Genomic DNA, 16,781 nt, shown 5'->3' on the forward strand with positions numbered 1-16,781 from the left:
TTACAAATAAATAGATAAAACAGACAGATTCTTAAATCAGGTGATTATGATGAAATCAATTTTAGGTACTGCTATACTACTTCTTGCTTTTCAGTCTGTTGCTTCAGGCCAGACAATAGCTGTAGAGGAATTTGAATTCGGAACGGCTGTTGAAAATCGTCAGATCGTAAATGCAGACTCCGCCTTTTCAGCCGATGTAGGGCAGGTTTTTTGTTTTACACGAATAACGGGTGCAGAGTCGGAAACATCCGTAACCCACATCTGGTATCTTGATGGGGTTGAAATGGCTACTGTTGAGCTGCCGGTTCGCGGAACCGACTGGAGGACCTGGAGTTCCAAAACCATATTCTCTGACTGGACGGGAGAATGGAGTGTGGATGTGCTCGACGCTGAAGGGAATATGCTGATGAGCAAATCATTTACGGTTGGGATGTAAGAATAAGGCAACAGGGATGGAAATAGCATTAACTATTACCGCTAAAAAATACGGTTGATGAAACAGACGCTGTCCGTTTTTTTACTGATGTTATTTACAGGATGCAGTGCGACCAACACTCTAACACTCAGCGTGATGGAACCTGCGGCTGTTCATTTATCTCCTGAAGTTGAGCGGGTGGGAGTGCTCAACAGAACGCTCTCCGAAGAGCCGCAGAGAGCACTGGAAACCCTTGATCAAATCTTTTCTGTGAAGGGTCCCGAACTTGATAGCCTGGGGGCCGAAGCCGGCCTTGACGCACTGAAAAGGGAGCTCTCTATGAACAACCGGTTTAGTGACGTTGTGTTTGTACGGGCAGTTTGGCTTGAGAATACGCCATACGGTACTTTTCCCTCTCCGCTTAGCTGGGATCATGCAGAACGTATCTCCCGCGAGAATGATGTGCAGGCGATCTTTTCACTTGAGTACTATGATACGGACTCCAACATCGGATACTCCACCAGAACTGTGATGGTAGAAGGACCGCTCGGTATCGAAGTACCGGTTCTTGAGCATATTGCAGAAGTGCAGACATCGTTGGAAGCCGGCTGGCGAGTGTACGATAGTGAGGCCATGCTGATCAGAGATGAGTTTCTTACGGGAGATGAGGTCCTTACCATAGGCAGCGGAATCAATCCCGGTGAAGCAGTAAAGGCACTTAGCGGACGCACAGAAGCTGTTCAGGCGGTAAGCCGGGAGATGGGTATGGCTTATGCACAGCGGGTTCTTCCTTACTGGATACGTGTTGAACGGGACTATTTTGTAAAAGGCAACGATCAGTTTGAGCTTGCAAAACGACGGGCACAGACCGGCAACTGGGAAGGGGCAGGGGAGATTTGGTTCAGACAAACGCTGCATTCGGATCCCAGGATAGCCGGCCGGGCTCATTACAACATGGGCATCATTTCGGAAATAAACGGCAATCTGGAAGAAGCTATCGATTGGGTACGAATGGCCTATGAAGATTACGGGGAAAAGAGAGCACTCGACTACCTGCGGATTTTGCAGAACCGCCTTGCCGCTGACGCAGTACTGAAACATCAGCAGACTCAATAGTCCCTCTTGATTTATTATTCACCCGCCTGCCACCGATTTGAACAAAGGACTCTGCACACTTGATTGCCGCCTTTTGAGAACCCCCTTGTTATTTAAGCAATCTTAAAATAATATTTTTCAGCATTCACAATGGAAAACCCCTATAAGCCTCAACCCTTTGTTACCATCTCAACCCCTGAATGGGCGAAGGAAGCTGCAATCTATCAAATTAATACGCGTCAATTTACCCCAGAGGGAACCTTTCAAGCAGCTGAGAAGCACCTGCCGCGGCTCAAAGAGCTTGGAGTGGATATTCTCTGGCTGATGCCTGTGCATGAGATCGGCGTTCAAAACCGAAAAGGATCGCTGGGCAGTCCCTATTCGGTGAGGGACTATTACAGCGTGAATCCGGAATTCGGTACAAAGGATGATCTGAAGCATTTTATCAGCCGGGCCCAGGCTTCAGGCTTCAGGGTGATTCTGGATTGGGTACCCAACCATACGGCCTGGGATAACCCGCTTGTGCAGGAACATCCCGAATGGTATGCGCGTGACTGGAAAGGGGATTTCAGGCCTACTCCGTGGTGGGATTGGGACGACATCATCGAACTGGATTACAGCCACACGGGGCTCCGTGAATATATGGCTGAAGCCATGACATACTGGATACGTGAAGTGGGATTCGACGGGTTCAGGATGGACGTAGCCGGTTTTGTGCCAAACGATTTCTGGGCTCGCGTCAGAAAAGAACTGGATGAAATCAAACCGGTATTTATGCTTGCAGAGTGGGATGCGCGCGATCTGCATGCGAAAGCCTTTGATATGACCTACGCCTGGAGCTGGTGGGATGCGGTGAAAGCAGTGTCAACCGGCGGAGGTTCGCTTCAGCAGCTTTTCATGTACTATTCATGGAATGAACGGGCATATCCAGATGAGGCCATACGGATGACCTTTGTGACCAACCACGACAAGAATGCATGGGAGGGAACCATGTTTGAGAACTTTGGCCATGCGCTGGAAGCGGCCATTGCTCTCTCTGTGGTGGGTGAAGGGATGCCGCTGATCTACAACGGACAGGAAGCGGGCAACGACCGTGCGCTGGCTTTCTTTGAAAAAGACCCGATCGAGTGGAAAGACCATCCGATTGGTACCCTCTACAGGAAAATGATCCGCCTCATGAAGGAAAATCAGGCTTTATGGCATGGCCGCTGGGGCGGGCGGATGATACGGGTGCCGAATAGCTCCGAGGAAAAGGTTATCAGTTTTGTGAGAATGAAGAATGGAAACAAGGTTTTTGCTGTGATTAACTTTTCGGAAAAAGAGAAGGAAATTCAGTTCAGTGGCGATCTGTTTCCCGGAAGCTATCTGGATACAGAAGCTGGCAATAAACTGACTCTGAAAAAGGATTCAACACTCAAGGTTCAGCCCGGAGGATTCCGGATTTTTACGGCTAGGCCCGGTTCATAAAAAGTTGCTTTCAATCACGATCGGATGTTCGTATCCGATATACACTCTAAGAATAATCTAATTTCAATTTTATTGGCAGTTGTAGATTATGAAATATCATCAGGAGCGCGTTGAGTTAGCAAAGGGAAGGAGCTGAAACAGGCTTCTTCCTTTTTTTGGCAATCATCTTTTCAGGAACCACACTTCATTCAGCAACATCATTTCTTTACCTTAACCGTAGCAGTTCAACCCATAAATCAGGAAAAGATACTTTGTCCATGAAAGAACTTGACCAAAACGTGCAAAACCGGGTGAATGCCTGGCTGGAAGGGAATTATGATGAGGAGGCCCAGGCTGATATCCGAAAAATGCTTGATGAGGAAAAATACGATGAGCTGACCGATGCCTTTTATAAGGATCTGGAGTTCGGTACCGGCGGACTCCGGGGGATTATGGGTGTGGGTACCAACCGGGTAAACCGCTATACGCTGGGCATGGCAACGCAGGGGCTAAGCAACTACCTGAAAAAAGTGTATCCTGATGACGAGATCAGCGTGGCCATCGCTCACGACAGCCGCAACAATGCCACGATCTTTGCACGCGTTGTGGCGGATGTTTTTTCCGCAAACGGTATCAAGGTATTCTATTTCGAATCTCTGAGACCAACTCCCGAGCTTTCGTTTGCCATTCGCGAACTTGGATGCAAGAGCGGAGTGATGCTGACAGCGTCCCACAACCCGAAGGAGTACAGCGGATATAAGGCGTACTGGGATGATGGCTGCCAGGTGCTGCCGCCGCACGACAAGAATATCATCCGTGAAGTTCAGGCCATTGAAAGCGTTGACCAGGTAAATTTTGAGGGAGATGAAGATCTGATAGAGCTCATTGGTCCGGACATGGATGAAAAGTTCATCGATACGGTTGTCTCCACATCCGTGAACCGGGATGTGATCAAAAAGCAGCACGACCTCAATATCGTCTTTTCCCCCATCCACGGTACGGCTGTTGATATCGTGCCCCGCGCTCTAAGGAAGCTCGGTTTTGACAATGTAAACCTGGTGGAAGAGCAGTGCACCATCGACGGTGATTTTCCAACCGTTGTCTATCCGAATCCTGAGGAAGAAGAGGCACTCAGCATGGCGCTGGAACAGGCCCGTGAATCCGACGCCGACCTGGTGATGGCCACCGACCCGGATGCCGACCGCGTGGGCATTGCGGTAAAGAACGAAAAAGGGGAGTTTGAGCTGCTGAACGGCAATCAGACGGCTGTACTCCTGTTTCACTACCTGCTGACGGCCTGGGAAGAGGCAGGCAAGTTTCGGGGAAATGAGTACATCGTCAAGACCATTGTAACCACCTACCTGATCGATAAGATTGCCGCTTCAATGAACGTAACCTGTTACAATGTGCTCACAGGGTTCAAGTATATTGGCGACCTTATGACGAAAAAACTGGGTGAAGAGGTCTTTATCGCAGGCGGTGAGGAGAGCTACGGCTACCTGGTGGGCGACCACGTTCGCGATAAGGATGCGGTGGTATCGTGCACGATGATTGCAGAGATGGCCGCGCACTATAAAGAGCAGGGCCGGTCCCTGTATGAAGCGCTGATTGATGTCTACACCGAATACGGATTCTACAAGGAGGAGCTGATCTCCCTTACAAAAAAAGGAAAGAAGGGCGCGGAAGAGATCAAGGCGATTATGGAAAAACTGCGGTATCAGCCGCCGTCCGAGATTGCGGGCTTCAAGGTGAAAGCCATTCGCGACTATCTGATGCAAACCGAAAAGCATGTGGAGTCGGGACGGGTGAACAGTATCGATTTCCCTGCATCCAACGTACTGCAGTTTATCACTTTGGATGATTATATCATCTCCGCCAGGCCCTCGGGAACCGAACCGAAGATCAAGTTCTACATCAGTGTGAATGGCAGGCTAGATTCACGGGAAGAGTACCGGCAGAAAGAGAAAGAGCTGGATCAGCTTATCGGGAAAATAAGGAAGGGTCTGGATTTTTAATCAAGATACAAGGCTCACGGTGCAGTCTACTACGCTAAAGCTTCGCAGATCAGGAAAGCTACGTAGACCAGGGGGGCAGGGTGCAAGGTGTCAGCTGTTAGTCCGCAGGACGACAAACACGAGCGGGGAATTCATTCCCCGTGGCGACAGGGTGCATGCTGCAAGCGACAAGCTGCGCGCAACAGGGCGCAAAATATTTTTGAAATCACAAATCGCAACTTCATGCGTCTCACTTTCTCTTCACGGTTCTAGGATACGCTTCGGATCATTTTTGCCATATGCCATTTCACTTGACAAATCTGCGCAAATCCTCGAGAAATAACCAGGTATGAATTTTTTTAAGAGGACTTTTTCCTTGATTTCCAGGTTTGGTAGCCCGGCTCCTGATCGTTTCTGTCTTCGGGAATTTCGCGAAGCGGTTCACACTCTTTTAGCGTTTCGTGCAGCTGCTTCGGCAGGCGCTGATACCAGCCGGTACCCTCTGTTTTCCAGGCTGCCATCTCGTCGGTGACATCCTTCACGATTTTAGCGGGATTGCCCACCACCACCTTCCGGTCCGGAATGGTCATCCCTTCCTTCAGAAATGCGAGTGCTCCGATAATACACTCTTTCCCGACCGTCACATTATCCATTACCACCGCGTTCATGCCCACCAGGGTGTTTTCACCGATGGTGGAGCCGTGAATAATGGCCCCGTGCCCGATGTGTGCCGCCTTGTGCAGCGTTACCGTCACGCCCGGAAACATATGAATGGTGCAGTTCTCCTGAACGTTGCAGCCGTCTTCAATCACGATCTTGCCCCAGTCGCCCCGGATCGCCGCACCGGGACCGATATAGACATCCCGCCCGATAATCACATTTCCGGTCACTGCAGCGAGAGGATGGATGTAGGCCGATTCATGAATGACGGGCTTGTAGCCTTTGAATTCGTAGATCATGGTTCAGGGTACAAGGTACAAGGTTCAGGGTTTCCCGAAGTCTCGGGACTGCGAACTGTACGCAGCAGGGTTTAAGTTTCAGGCAGCAAGCGTCAGGCTACAAGCTGCAGGCGACAGGACTTACGCATCATCAAATAATCAATCATCAATAATAAATCATCAATCATAAATCGCCAATCGTCAATCGTTCCCTTTCGGCGTAAACGCCTGGATGCCGGTAATTTCGCGGCCCAGGATGAGTCCGTGGATATCGTAGGTACCCTCGTAGGTGTTTACGGACTCCAGGTTCACCATGTGGTGGATCACGCGGTACTCGCCGGTGATGCCGTTGCCGCCGTGCATATCGCGGGCTACACGGGCAATTTCGAGTGCCTTGCCCACATTGTTTCGCTTTGCCAGGGAGGTCATGGAGGGATGATCGCGTCCCTCATCCTTGAGCTTGCCCAAACGCCATGCCAGCATCTGCATCGAGGTGATGTCGGTAAGCATATTGGCCAGCTTGGTTTGAGGCAGCTGGTTGGCCGCTATCGGCTTGCCGAACTGCTTGCGGTCGAGAACGTACTGCCGGGCCTTTTGATAGCAGAATTCAGCGGCTCCGACCGCTCCCCATGCGATGCCGTACCGTGCGCTGTTCAGGCACATAAAAGGGCCTTTTAACCCTCGTATATCGGGAAACACGTTCTCGTCGGGAATGAATACATCCTCGAACACCAGTTCGCCGGTGGAAGAGGCGCGGAGGCTCATCTTGTTGTGTGTAACCGGCGCTGAGAATCCATCCATGCCCTTTTCCACGAGGAAACCGCGGATCACCGGCTTGTCATCCTTGTGCTCTTTGGCTTTAGCCCAGACCACGGCAACGTCCGAAATGGGGGAGTTGGTGATCCACATTTTGGCGCCGTTCATGATCCATCCGCCATCGGTCTTTACGGCAGTGGTTACCATAGATCCCGGGTCAGAACCGTGATCAGGTTCCGTGAGTCCAAAGCACCCGATGATTTCACCGGTTGCAAGACGCGGTAAAAAACGCTGTTTCTGGTCCTCGGTACCAAAAATGGAAATGGGATACATCACCAGGGATGACTGCACCGACATGAATGACCGGTAGCCCGAATCGACCCGTTCCACCTCGCGGGCAACGAGTCCGTAGGCCGTCTGGCTGGCACCCACGCCGCCGTACTTGGGATCGATGGTGGCACCCAGCAGGCCGAGGTCGCCCATCTCTTTGGCGATCTCCATATCAAAAATTTCTTCCTGGTTGCCTTTCAGGGCACGCGGTTCCAGCTTCGACTGGGCATAATCGCGCGCGGTTTCCATGATCATTTTGTCATCTTCGGAAAGCTCCGATTCAAACAGGTAGGCGTCATCAATATTAAAGGGGTTTCGTGCCATTTAAACAGGTGATTAGCTGTCAAAAAATTTAAGTTTCTGAAATGTAAAGAAACTAGAATTGAATACAGAATGGTTTTCACCGCGAAGAATGGTTTGGTTTTACCGCAGAGGCGCAGAGTATCGCGGGGAATTAAATTAATTCCTTAGAAATATTTGAGTCAATTAGAGCTCCCCTTAATACTCTCTGCGACTTTGCGCCTCCGCGGTGAGTTCCTTAGGTCAGAGCTCAGGAGTTATAACCCATTTCATTCTTCAATTCTCTTGCAAGAATCAACCGCTGGATCTCGGACGTGCCCTCGCCGATGGTCATCAGTTTCACGTCGCGCATGAACCGCTCTACGTGGTACTCCTTGGTGTAGCCGTAGCCGCCGTGAATCTGTACCGCATCGAGCGTGGCTCGTTCGGCCATTTCGGACGCAAAGAGTTTGGCCATGGAGGCCTCTTTGGTGAAGGGACGTCCCTTATCCTTCAGCCATGCGGCTTTGTGAACCAGCAGACGTGCCGCTTCGATCTCCACCGCCATATTCACCATTTTGTGTTCAATTGCCTGAAAATCACCGATCGACCGGCCAAACTGCTTGCGCTCTTTGGCGTACTTCATCGACTCTTCCAATGCGCCGCGGGCAATACCCACCGAAAGCGCGCCGATACCGATTCGTCCGCCGTCGAGTACTTTCATCGTATCCACGAAGCCCATGCCCAACTCGCCAAGCAGATTGCCTGCCGGTATTTTTACATTATCAAAAACCACCTCGGTGGTGTCGGAGGAGTTCATCCCCAGCTTATGCATCGGCTCACCGGGCTTCACTCCCTCCATGGACCGCTCCACGATGAACGCACTGATGCCCTTCGTGCCTTTATTGGGATCGGTCTTTGCCAGCACCACATAGGTGTCGCCCACAGAGCCCTGAGTGATAAATATTTTGGAACCGTTGATGATCCAGTGGTCGCCATCCCTGACGGCCGTTGTTTTCATACCGGAGGCGTCGCTGCCTGAACCCGGCTCGGTCAGGCACCAGGCGGCCAGCTTTTCACCCTGTGCCAGGGGGGTAAGAAATTTCAATTTTTGTTCATGTGATCCGGCAAGGGCGATGTGTCCGCTGCCAAGTGATGTATGCGAAGCGACGGTGAGCGCCAGGGATGCATCCCACCTGCCGATCTCTTCCAACGCCAGGCAGAAGCTGACGGTATCGAATCCGGCACCGCCGTACTGCTCTTCGTGGTAGATGCCCATCAGGCCCTGATCGGCCAGCATTTTTACAATATCATGTGGAAATTTCTTGGAATTGTCGCGCTCGATCACGCCCGGGGCGATGTGGCGATCGGCAAAGTCGCGAATGGTGTCGCGAATCATCGACTGATCGTCGGTCAGGTCGAATGATAGTGAAGCTGTGTTTTCAAGTACGTCTAAGGCCATGTATAAAAATCTTTTTGAGTTTATTGGAACCGCTTCCAAAAGGTAACGAATTTGAGCGGGTTTTCATTTACAGAATTCTTTAAAGTTTACAGATTGAGTGTCATCGGGCTGTCTGAGACGAGTGTTTCCCTGAAACGGCATTGCGATGCAGGCAGATAGAGCTGGAGGGTTCTTTTTAGTCCTGAAAAAGTGTCCGAAGGCTTTTACTGTAATCGGGGTGTACTATTCCTTTTTCCGTTATGATTCCCGAGATCAGCCTTCCAGGAGTTACATCAAATGCGGGATTGTAAACCTCCACTTTTTTGGGGGCTGTGCGCTTATTTCCAAAATGGGTCACTTCGTCCTCATCGCGAAGCTCTATTTCAATGCTTTCGCCATTTTCCAGTTTTAGATCGATGGTGGAGTAGGGTGCTGCGATGTAGAAAGGGATATCATGCTCTTTTGCAAGCACTGCCAGCGTATAGGTACCTATTTTATTGGCTGCGTCCCCGTTTGCGGTGATGCGGTCAGCCCCGGTTATGACCAGGTCCACTTTTCCGGTCTGCATCAGGAATCCGGCCGCCGAGTCAATATTAAGGGTAAAGGGAATTTCCGCCTGCTGAAGCTCCCATGTGGTGAGCCGTGCTCCCTGCAGAAGCGGTCGTGTTTCATCCACCCACACGTGTTCCAGCTTGCCCGCATGGAAGGCGTGAAGGATAACGGAAAAAGCCGTTCCGAACTCGCCCGTCGCCAGTCCGCCCGTATTACAGTGGGTGAGAATGCGTGCGCGGTCGGGCACTATCTCAAGTCCATGCTCTCCGATTGATTTGCAGAGCCTGCGGTCTTCGTCGTGAATTGTTTTTGCCGTTTGAAGCGCCAGCTGTTTCAGCTCGTCAATGGATTGATCCTTTTTGGCGTAGATCACGTCCATCATTCTCTGCAGAGCCCATGATAGGTTCACTGCAGTAGGCCTGGAAGAGTTGAGGTAGTCCGAAATGCGTTTACACTCCCGATAAAAACTGTCAAAACCATTCAGATTGGTTAATTCACGGATTCCAAGGTAAAGGCCGTATGCACCCGCAATACCGATGGCCGGAGCGCCGCGCACGCGAAGCTTTTTGATGGCTTCCCAGACCTGTCCGGCAGAATCAAGGTCAGCGTAAACTTCCCTTTCGGGCAGGAATGTCTGATCGAGGATGCGCAAGCGATCGTTCTGCCATTCAAGGGATTTAAATGGGGATGTGAAAGTCATACGTCAAGTTCTGATTACGCTACAAAAGAGTGTATTTAAAAATAATGATAATAATTGACTATACCGGAATGTAACACGTATAAGGGAATCCCTTATGCGCGATTAGGTGCGAGCATGACTATCGATTCAGGGTAGCGACTCTAATCTTTAAATGGCGCATAAGCTATCATATGGATGAATCAAATACAGATCTCCGGGTAATCAGGAACCTGTTTACCCGGTGGTAAAAAACCCTTAACCGGTTTTTTGGAGTTTTAATCAGGAAGGTCCGGTAAGTAACATAAATAAAGATAGAGAAAGGTGATTGTTATGATTTTGAAAAAGAATGTAGGATATATGGATTCCATCATCCGCGTTATTTTAGGTACGCTCATTATAGCAGCAGGGCTATATTACGATAGCTATTGGGGATTTATCGGATTGATACCCGTGATTACCGGTGCAATATCGTTCTGCCCGATTTACAGGCTCTTTAAACTGGAAACGGTTAATCCTAATGCTGAACGAGCGAATTAGAAAAAACTTCACACGTACTTACTCTAAGAAGGCAGGTTTAAGCCTGTCACCATATCTGTCGAGATAGGATAAGGGGCGGTTTCTGATTTGGAACCGTCTCTTTTTTTTTGATATTCTGCCTGGATAACATCAAAACTACCATTGTATCTGATCCATATGGCATTACGTCTTATTCAAATACTGCCGCCGCCTGATTTTAAGGATCATGAATCGCTTATCGATCACGATGCTGTTGTTGACTCATGGATTGAGCACGAGGAGCAGGGACGTACGACCATTAACATGCTTGCAGATGTTGAGCTGACTGAAAACATCCTCAACGAGCTCGATCAGCAGTTTACCACAGAAGAGGACTACAGGATTATCCTGCTGCCTGTATCCGCTACGCTTCCGTCGCATGTACCGGACGATGAAGAGGATGAGGAAGAAGATGACGGACAGGGAAAGCGTACAATGCCCGGTACAAAAGGCGATGAGAAGGAGAAAGAGGAGGATAAGCGCGTAAAACGAATTTCCAGGGAGGAGCTTTACGAAGAGATCAAGAAAGTAGTTGACAGTTCCTGGGTGTATATGTTACTGATTGCGCTATCAGTGGTTGTGGCAGCAAACGGCCTTATCCGGAACAGTGCCGCCATGGTAATAGGCGCGATGGTCATTGCTCCCATTCTGGGGCCGAATGTTGGACTCTCCCTGGCAACTACGCTGGGCGATAAATCCCTTTTAAAACGATCCCTGAAATCAATTTTTTATGGCTTTTCACTCACGCTGCTCCTCTCTGTTCTGATGGGGCTTGCTATTGAATTCGATGAAACCGTGTATGAGATCGCATCAAGAACGCAGGTCAGTTTTGCTGATATTGCACTGGGGCTCGCAGCCGGTGTAGCCGGATGTTTATCATTCACCAGAGGCGTTTCTGCAGCCGTTATCGGCGTGATGGTTGCAGTTGCATTGCTGCCGCCTCTGGTTGCAACGGGCCTTTTGCTGGGTAGCGGTCAGATTGAACTCGCGATGAGGGCAGGGCTGCTTACCGTAACATATATTATTTGCGTAAACCTGGCAGGGGTTCTCACGTTTTTCCTTCAGGGGATCAAGCCCCAGAGCTTCATCAAGCAGAAAGAAGGTGAGGAGCTCAGCATATACGCCATAATTGTTTGGGCGGGAATGCTGATTGTGCTCGCATTGATTATCTATTACGAATTTATGTAATTGATCCAAGAAGCAGAACACTACAAGCGCCCGGAATGTGAGCAGTAACTATGCGGAGAGCAATTCATCCACCAGGGAACGGTCAATTTTAAGTTGTTTACTGTACGATTTCAGTAAATCAACTTTGTATTCTTTCAGCTCGGAAGTGTCGCCCACCACGATCTGCTCTATGATACGGTTACTGAAGATAAATGTAGTGGCCTGCTCACCATACTCTTCCCGAAGTTTATCTTTCACAGGCTTAAAGATTTGAGTATTGAACCGGTTCACCTCACTTTTTCTGCGCTGCATAGCACGAAACTCCTCTTTACTGAGCGGTTTCTGAGCCGGTTTTTCAGGTGACAGTCCCATTTTTCTGGCTTCATTCTCCTTTTGCCGAATTAACTTTTTCAGTTTCTGCTGGAAGTGAGGTGTCTTGATTTTGCGAAAAATGCCGTTAAGGCCCAGAAAATTATCGGCCAGCTGCCGGTTAACGGCCATCTTCTTTAACAGTTTGTTTGGAATGACCTGAAATCCGGGTTTATTGTATGAACGTGCGGTTTCTTCTCGTAAACTGACGAGAGCTTTATAGATATGCCATTCAGTTTCGCTGAGGTTTCTTTTGTCCTTCTCCTTGAGAACACCATTATGGTCCTCGTCTGAATAGTCCAGATCATCCCAGACTTGATTTTCCTCCTGAATCCAATGGGAGATATTTTTCTGCTCTGCTTCGGAGTGCAGCAGCGAGTGCAGGTCAAGAAGATGCAGCACATCCTGAGCTGCATACCGGATCTGATTTTCTGTAAGCGGACGCTTAAACCAATTGCTTCTTTGCGAGGAGGCTCCCGTATCCACATTCAGAACATCTTCAAGAAGTGCATTGAGAGAGCAGGGAGGATAGTTGAGAAGACTTGTGGCAATATTCAGATCATAAATATTGCGGGGGAAGCAGCCCAGCGAATGTAAAAGCCGCAGGTCCTCACCAAAAGCAAATGTAATTTTTTTGATATCCGGATTTTCAATGACCGGAAAAACCTGTTCAATATCGACTTTACGGCTTAGCGGATCGATCAGGTAACAGGAGCTGCCGTCAAATATCTGCATAAGGCAGAGATTGAATCCGTACCGGTAAAAATTGCGGTCAAATTCGAGGTCAATTGCAATCCTGGATGCCTTTGAGAGGGTGCCGGCAACACGGGACAGGTCGGAGTCAGAATTAATATAGTGTACGGACATATAAGCGCTTATTCAGATGCGCAGACAATGTAGCAAGATGTACGCGAATTCAAAAAAACAGGGCCTCTGATTCAGAAACGAGTAAATAAGGGATGACCCTATACCGAAAGGTTTCAATGGTTTGTAATATGAATGCATCGTTGATTGATAACCGGATGTACGGTGACATTACCCTGTACAAGTAAAATTTAAACGTAAAAATCATGCGGGATTCCGGATTAAAGGAAAAAGATCGAATCGTAACTGTATTGGTGATATTCATCGTTTTGCTGGCGGGTGTTGCCGCTTCAGCAGGCATCTTTTCAGGGTCGGGGCCGGGATCATTTGAGATAGAGAGTGTTCGGGGTGAAACGGTTCAGATTTACGGGAAAGGAATATATAAACACATGTCGGCAGACGTTGCTCCGCAAGGTATTGCACAGGATGTGGTAACTCTGTTTATTGGCATTCCGTTGCTGCTGATTGTTTTCTGGCAAACCCGAAAGGGTTCGTTGAGAGCACGGTTTTTGCTGGCCGGAGTACTCGGGTACTTTTTGGTGACCTACCTTTTTTACCTGGTGATGGGTATGTATAATGCACTGTTCCTGGTGTATGCAGCCCTTCTGGGGCTGTCTTTTCATGCATTCAGTCTTGTCATGATCAGTCTCGGTTCACTGGATTTACAGCAGCTGTTTACTGAACGCACGCCGCATAAAGCCGCAGGTGCTTTCCTGATGATTGACGCCGTGCTGATTGGCGCTCTCTGGCTGCAGATTGTGGTGCCTCCGCTGCTCGACGGCACAATCATACCCCTCCAGGTGGAGCACTATACCACTCTGATTGTTCAGGGGCTTGATCTGGGGTTGCTGCTTCCGCTGGCTTTTGTCGCCGGCTGGCTGTTTTACAGGAAAAAACCTTTTGGATACCTTCTGGCGCCTGTATATCTGGGGTTTCTTTCGTTAATGATGACAGCACTTGTAGCAAAAATCATTGGCATGGGAATCTTGGGACAGAATATTATCCCGGTGATCTTCATCATTCCGGCGATCACACTGATATCGGTTTATTTGCTGGTCAAAACTTTAAAAGTTATTAAACCGTGAATAAAACCGGGATTCGGGGTAACCAACCGGCGAATCTTCCGTACTACTTGTCGATACCACAGCAGGGATTGGATCCTGCTACAAGAGTGTGTGCAACTAAAAGCCGGATGGAATGAATGAGCCAACACGCTTATCGCTTCACGACAAGGTGCTTTTTGAAGATGGCAGCCACTGCTGCCTGGTAGCACTACGGGAAGTCAGATACTTTGAAACATTCGGCAATTACAGCAAAACTTTTTTCCCTGAAGGATCGCTGCTGATCCATCGGTCATTGAACTATCTTGAGTCCAGGCTGCCTTCAGATCACTTCTTCAGGGCCAATCGTCAGTTTATTGTCAATTTTTCACATATCCAAAACGTACACCTGCTGAAAGATTCCACCTATTCTATCGTAATGAGCTGTGGGAAACAGATCAATATATCCAGGAGGCGGTCTGCGGCATTCCGTGAGTTGCTCTGCTTATAGCACGGACCGGATCAAAAAGTGATTAAACGTTCAGGTATAATGGAGGGGCCTTTCAAGGGAGTGAATATCTAAAATACATGTTTGAGAGGATAAGATGGGAACCCTGCCACGTCAGTGCAGGCTTCGGTCAGATTCGTGTTGGTTTGGAGGGCTTATGCGACTACTCTTCTGGCCGAAACAAAACAGGGTTCCATTTTATAGTTGGATTATTAAAGAACTGATTAAAATTCAGATTCATGAAATGCGATCAATCGGTTTAGCGTACTGGTCAAAATGCTCTACACGGACTTCACCATCCCGGCTCAGTACCACTTTGTAGGTAATTTTATTTTTGTCAAAATTGCGGATCTCGACCTCATTGCCGATCATGGTCCACGATTTGAATTCATCCGAAACAAGTACTTCACAAAGGTGTTTGGGAAGTGCAACGTTACGCTGAATCACGGTTGCCCTGAGAAGTTCCCCGCGTGCGTTGTAGACGGCATAAACCTCCTCATTTTTCGATTTGCCTTCTACCACATAGTTGCCGGTCATGTTGCTGCCGAGAATAACCTCTTCGAGATTACTTTGATTGAAGGGATTGTTGCTTTTAAGGCAATTCAGATCCTGAAAGCAGGCCAGGTTCCCTTCATGAATCGTTAGCGAGTTCACAAGGGTGTCAGGGTTCGAATGTTTATTCGGGTTGTTATCGTACGAATCCGATGTGGCTGCAAAAGCAAGCACAGTGGATAGAATTAAATTGCTGAGAGTCATAATATTGGGTTTTAATTGAGGGTTAATGGCAGATACGATCTTTCAATTCAGGCTGTTTCGCTTTTAGAGCTTTCTTTTTTTGAACGGCATTATCAGGTGATGAACGGATCCCGTAATCGCTGTCCGGATGAGTTTTTTGAACCTAAAGGCAATGGTGAGGAAAAAACTGTTTCAGCAGCAAAAAAGCATCTGCTGCTATCATAGCTGTTTCATTGATTCAGGCTTCAGTTTAATCAATAGTTTTCGACAGGTATTGCATGGAATTAATAGAACCTGATTCTTACAAGTGAATTGAATAGCTTTCAGCATGAAAGATTCAAAACACATTCTGATAATAGGTACTGTATGGCCTGAGCCTGATTCTTCAGCTGCAGGAAGCCGGATGATGCAGCTGATCAATCTGTTTCAAAAAAGCGGCTGGAAAGTAACCTTTGCAAGTCCATCTGCAAAAAGCGAACACTCGGAAGACCTGGAACAGCTGAACATTCGATGCGCCGCCATTGAGATGAACAGCTCGACATTTGATGACTTTATCAGGAAGGAGAAGCCTGATGCGGTTATGTTCGACCGGTTCATGATTGAAGAACAGTTTGGGTGGAGAGTGGCCGAAAACTGTCCGGAGGCAATCCGGATACTCGATACGGAAGATCTTCACTGCCTTCGTAATGCCAGAAAGAAAGCCGTTGAAGAAGGCCGCTCGTTTGCGGAAAAGGATCTCTTTCTGGACAACATGGCCAAACGGGAAATTGCAAGCATCTACCGGTGCGATCTCTCTCTGATTATTTCAGTTTATGAGTACGACCTGCTTCGATATCATTTCGGCATTGATAAATCATTGCTTTGTCATTTGCCCTTTTTGTTCGAACCTATTGAGGAATCCCAAAAAAATTCGCTGCCCTCATTTGATGAACGCTCAGGATTTATTACGATAGGTAACTTTCTACATGAACCAAACCGGGATGCGGTTATACAGCTGAAGGAGCAGGTATGGCCGCTGATTACCAAAAAACTGCCGGAAGCCAGATTGCACGTTTATGGTGCGTACCCCTCTCAGCATATTTTTGATCTCCATAATGAAGAAGAGGGCTTTTTAGTGCATGGCCGAGCAGATGATTCGTTCGACGTGGTAAGCCGGGCAAAAGTATTGCTTGCCCCTCTGCGTTTTGGTGCAGGCCTGAAGGGCAAACTGATCGAGTCGATGATTTGCGGAACACCAAGCGTGACAACCACGATCGGTGCAGAAGGCATCAACGGGTATCTGCCCTGGCCCGGTGCAGTGTCTGAAAATCCGGAAATATTTGCAGCATCAGCTGTGGAACTTTATCGCGATAAATTCACCTGGCAAAGGGCCAGTGAATACGGATTCAAAATACTGGAACTGCGTTTTTTAAGAGAACGGCATGAAAAGCGATTTAAGGATACCCTTAGGGAGCTTATGTCGGGGCTGGTTGAGCATAGAAAAACGAACTTTACAGGTGCCATGCTGATGCACCACACCATGGCGGGTACGAGATACATGTCGAAGTGGATAGAAGAGAAAAATAAAATCAAATGAAGTCAACCTAAGAAGGTTAAAGCAAAGGAAAGAAAAAGAATT

15 protein-coding genes are annotated in these 16,781 nt (G+C 48.5%); 9 read left to right on the forward strand and 6 right to left on the reverse strand.

Annotation, left to right across the window (positions count from 1 at the left end; all coding sequences use genetic code 11):
• The first annotated feature begins 46 nt into the window (after positions 1–46).
• The 4 genes from DDZ15_RS10670 to DDZ15_RS10685 all read left to right on the forward strand — a co-directional run bounded on the left by DDZ15_RS10670 (position 47) and on the right by DDZ15_RS10685 (position 4,971).
• Positions 47–436 (forward strand): DUF2914 domain-containing protein, encoded by a 390-nt coding sequence (locus tag DDZ15_RS10670; RefSeq protein ID WP_109647072.1) that lies wholly within the window; start codon positions 47–49, stop codon positions 434–436.
• 57 nt (positions 437–493) lie between these two features.
• Positions 494–1,531, forward strand: a complete 1,038-nt coding sequence (locus DDZ15_RS10675; protein WP_109647073.1) for a DUF6340 family protein — start codon at positions 494–496, stop codon at positions 1,529–1,531.
• A 129-nt stretch (positions 1,532–1,660) separates the two neighbouring features.
• Positions 1,661–2,977 carry an alpha-amylase family glycosyl hydrolase gene (locus tag DDZ15_RS10680; protein ID WP_109647074.1) on the forward strand — a complete coding sequence of 439 codons (1,317 nt, stop codon included), beginning with the start codon at positions 1,661–1,663 and terminating at the stop codon, positions 2,975–2,977.
• A 257-nt stretch (positions 2,978–3,234) separates the two neighbouring features.
• Positions 3,235–4,971, forward strand: a complete 1,737-nt coding sequence (locus tag DDZ15_RS10685) for a phospho-sugar mutase (RefSeq protein ID WP_109647200.1) — start codon at positions 3,235–3,237, stop codon at positions 4,969–4,971.
• A gap of 338 nt (positions 4,972–5,309) precedes the next feature.
• On the opposite strand, the gene DDZ15_RS10690 is transcribed toward DDZ15_RS10685, so the two are convergent.
• The 4 genes from DDZ15_RS10690 to mtnA form a co-directional block, all read right to left on the reverse strand.
• Entirely contained in the window at positions 5,310–5,909 is a 600-nt protein-coding gene (locus DDZ15_RS10690; RefSeq protein WP_109647075.1) for an acyltransferase, read from the reverse strand.
• Positions 5,910–6,089: 180 nt separating this feature from the next.
• Complete coding sequence (locus DDZ15_RS10695; protein WP_109647076.1) at positions 6,090–7,298, reverse strand: acyl-CoA dehydrogenase; 1,209 nt, start codon at positions 7,296–7,298, stop codon at positions 6,090–6,092.
• 226 nt (positions 7,299–7,524) lie between these two features.
• Entirely contained in the window at positions 7,525–8,715 is a 1,191-nt protein-coding gene (locus DDZ15_RS10700; RefSeq protein ID WP_109647077.1) for an acyl-CoA dehydrogenase family protein, read from the reverse strand.
• 175 nt (positions 8,716–8,890) lie between these two features.
• Positions 8,891–9,946 carry an S-methyl-5-thioribose-1-phosphate isomerase gene (gene mtnA, locus DDZ15_RS10705; RefSeq protein WP_109647078.1) on the reverse strand — a complete coding sequence of 352 codons (1,056 nt, stop codon included), beginning with the start codon at positions 9,944–9,946 and terminating at the stop codon, positions 8,891–8,893.
• 309 nt (positions 9,947–10,255) lie between these two features.
• On the opposite strand from mtnA, the gene DDZ15_RS10710 reads away from it, so the two are divergent.
• Both DDZ15_RS10710 and DDZ15_RS10715 read left to right on the forward strand, forming a co-directional pair.
• Positions 10,256–10,462: a YgaP family membrane protein gene (locus DDZ15_RS10710; RefSeq protein WP_278336127.1), complete on the forward strand. Its 207-nt coding sequence runs from the start codon at positions 10,256–10,258 to the stop codon at positions 10,460–10,462.
• Positions 10,463–10,618: 156 nt separating this feature from the next.
• Positions 10,619–11,668 (forward strand): TIGR00341 family protein, encoded by a 1,050-nt coding sequence (locus tag DDZ15_RS10715; protein ID WP_109647079.1) that lies wholly within the window; start codon positions 10,619–10,621, stop codon positions 11,666–11,668.
• A gap of 48 nt (positions 11,669–11,716) precedes the next feature.
• Here the strand turns inward: DDZ15_RS10715 and DDZ15_RS10720 are convergent, their stop codons facing one another.
• Positions 11,717–12,883 carry a ribonuclease D gene (locus tag DDZ15_RS10720; RefSeq protein WP_109647080.1) on the reverse strand — a complete coding sequence of 389 codons (1,167 nt, stop codon included), beginning with the start codon at positions 12,881–12,883 and terminating at the stop codon, positions 11,717–11,719.
• A gap of 203 nt (positions 12,884–13,086) precedes the next feature.
• On the opposite strand from DDZ15_RS10720, the gene DDZ15_RS10725 reads away from it, so the two are divergent.
• Positions 13,087–13,965: a hypothetical protein gene (locus tag DDZ15_RS10725; RefSeq protein WP_109647081.1), complete on the forward strand. Its 879-nt coding sequence runs from the start codon at positions 13,087–13,089 to the stop codon at positions 13,963–13,965.
• A 112-nt stretch (positions 13,966–14,077) separates the two neighbouring features.
• A complete protein-coding gene (locus tag DDZ15_RS10730; RefSeq protein ID WP_109647082.1) occupies positions 14,078–14,431 on the forward strand; it encodes a LytR/AlgR family response regulator transcription factor in 354 nt (117 codons plus the stop codon).
• A 234-nt stretch (positions 14,432–14,665) separates the two neighbouring features.
• Here DDZ15_RS10730 and DDZ15_RS10735 read toward each other — a convergent pair whose 3' ends face one another.
• Positions 14,666–15,184, reverse strand: a complete 519-nt coding sequence (locus DDZ15_RS10735; protein WP_109647083.1) for a hypothetical protein — start codon at positions 15,182–15,184, stop codon at positions 14,666–14,668.
• 307 nt (positions 15,185–15,491) lie between these two features.
• On the opposite strand from DDZ15_RS10735, the gene DDZ15_RS10745 reads away from it, so the two are divergent.
• Complete coding sequence (locus DDZ15_RS10745) at positions 15,492–16,739, forward strand: glycosyltransferase family 4 protein (protein WP_109647085.1); 1,248 nt, start codon at positions 15,492–15,494, stop codon at positions 16,737–16,739.
• The last annotated feature ends 42 nt before the right edge of the window (positions 16,740–16,781 follow it).

It is taken from the genome of Rhodohalobacter mucosus (assembly GCF_003150675.1).
In the GTDB taxonomy this organism is placed as follows: Bacteria; Bacteroidota; Rhodothermia; order Balneolales; family Balneolaceae; genus Rhodohalobacter; species Rhodohalobacter mucosus.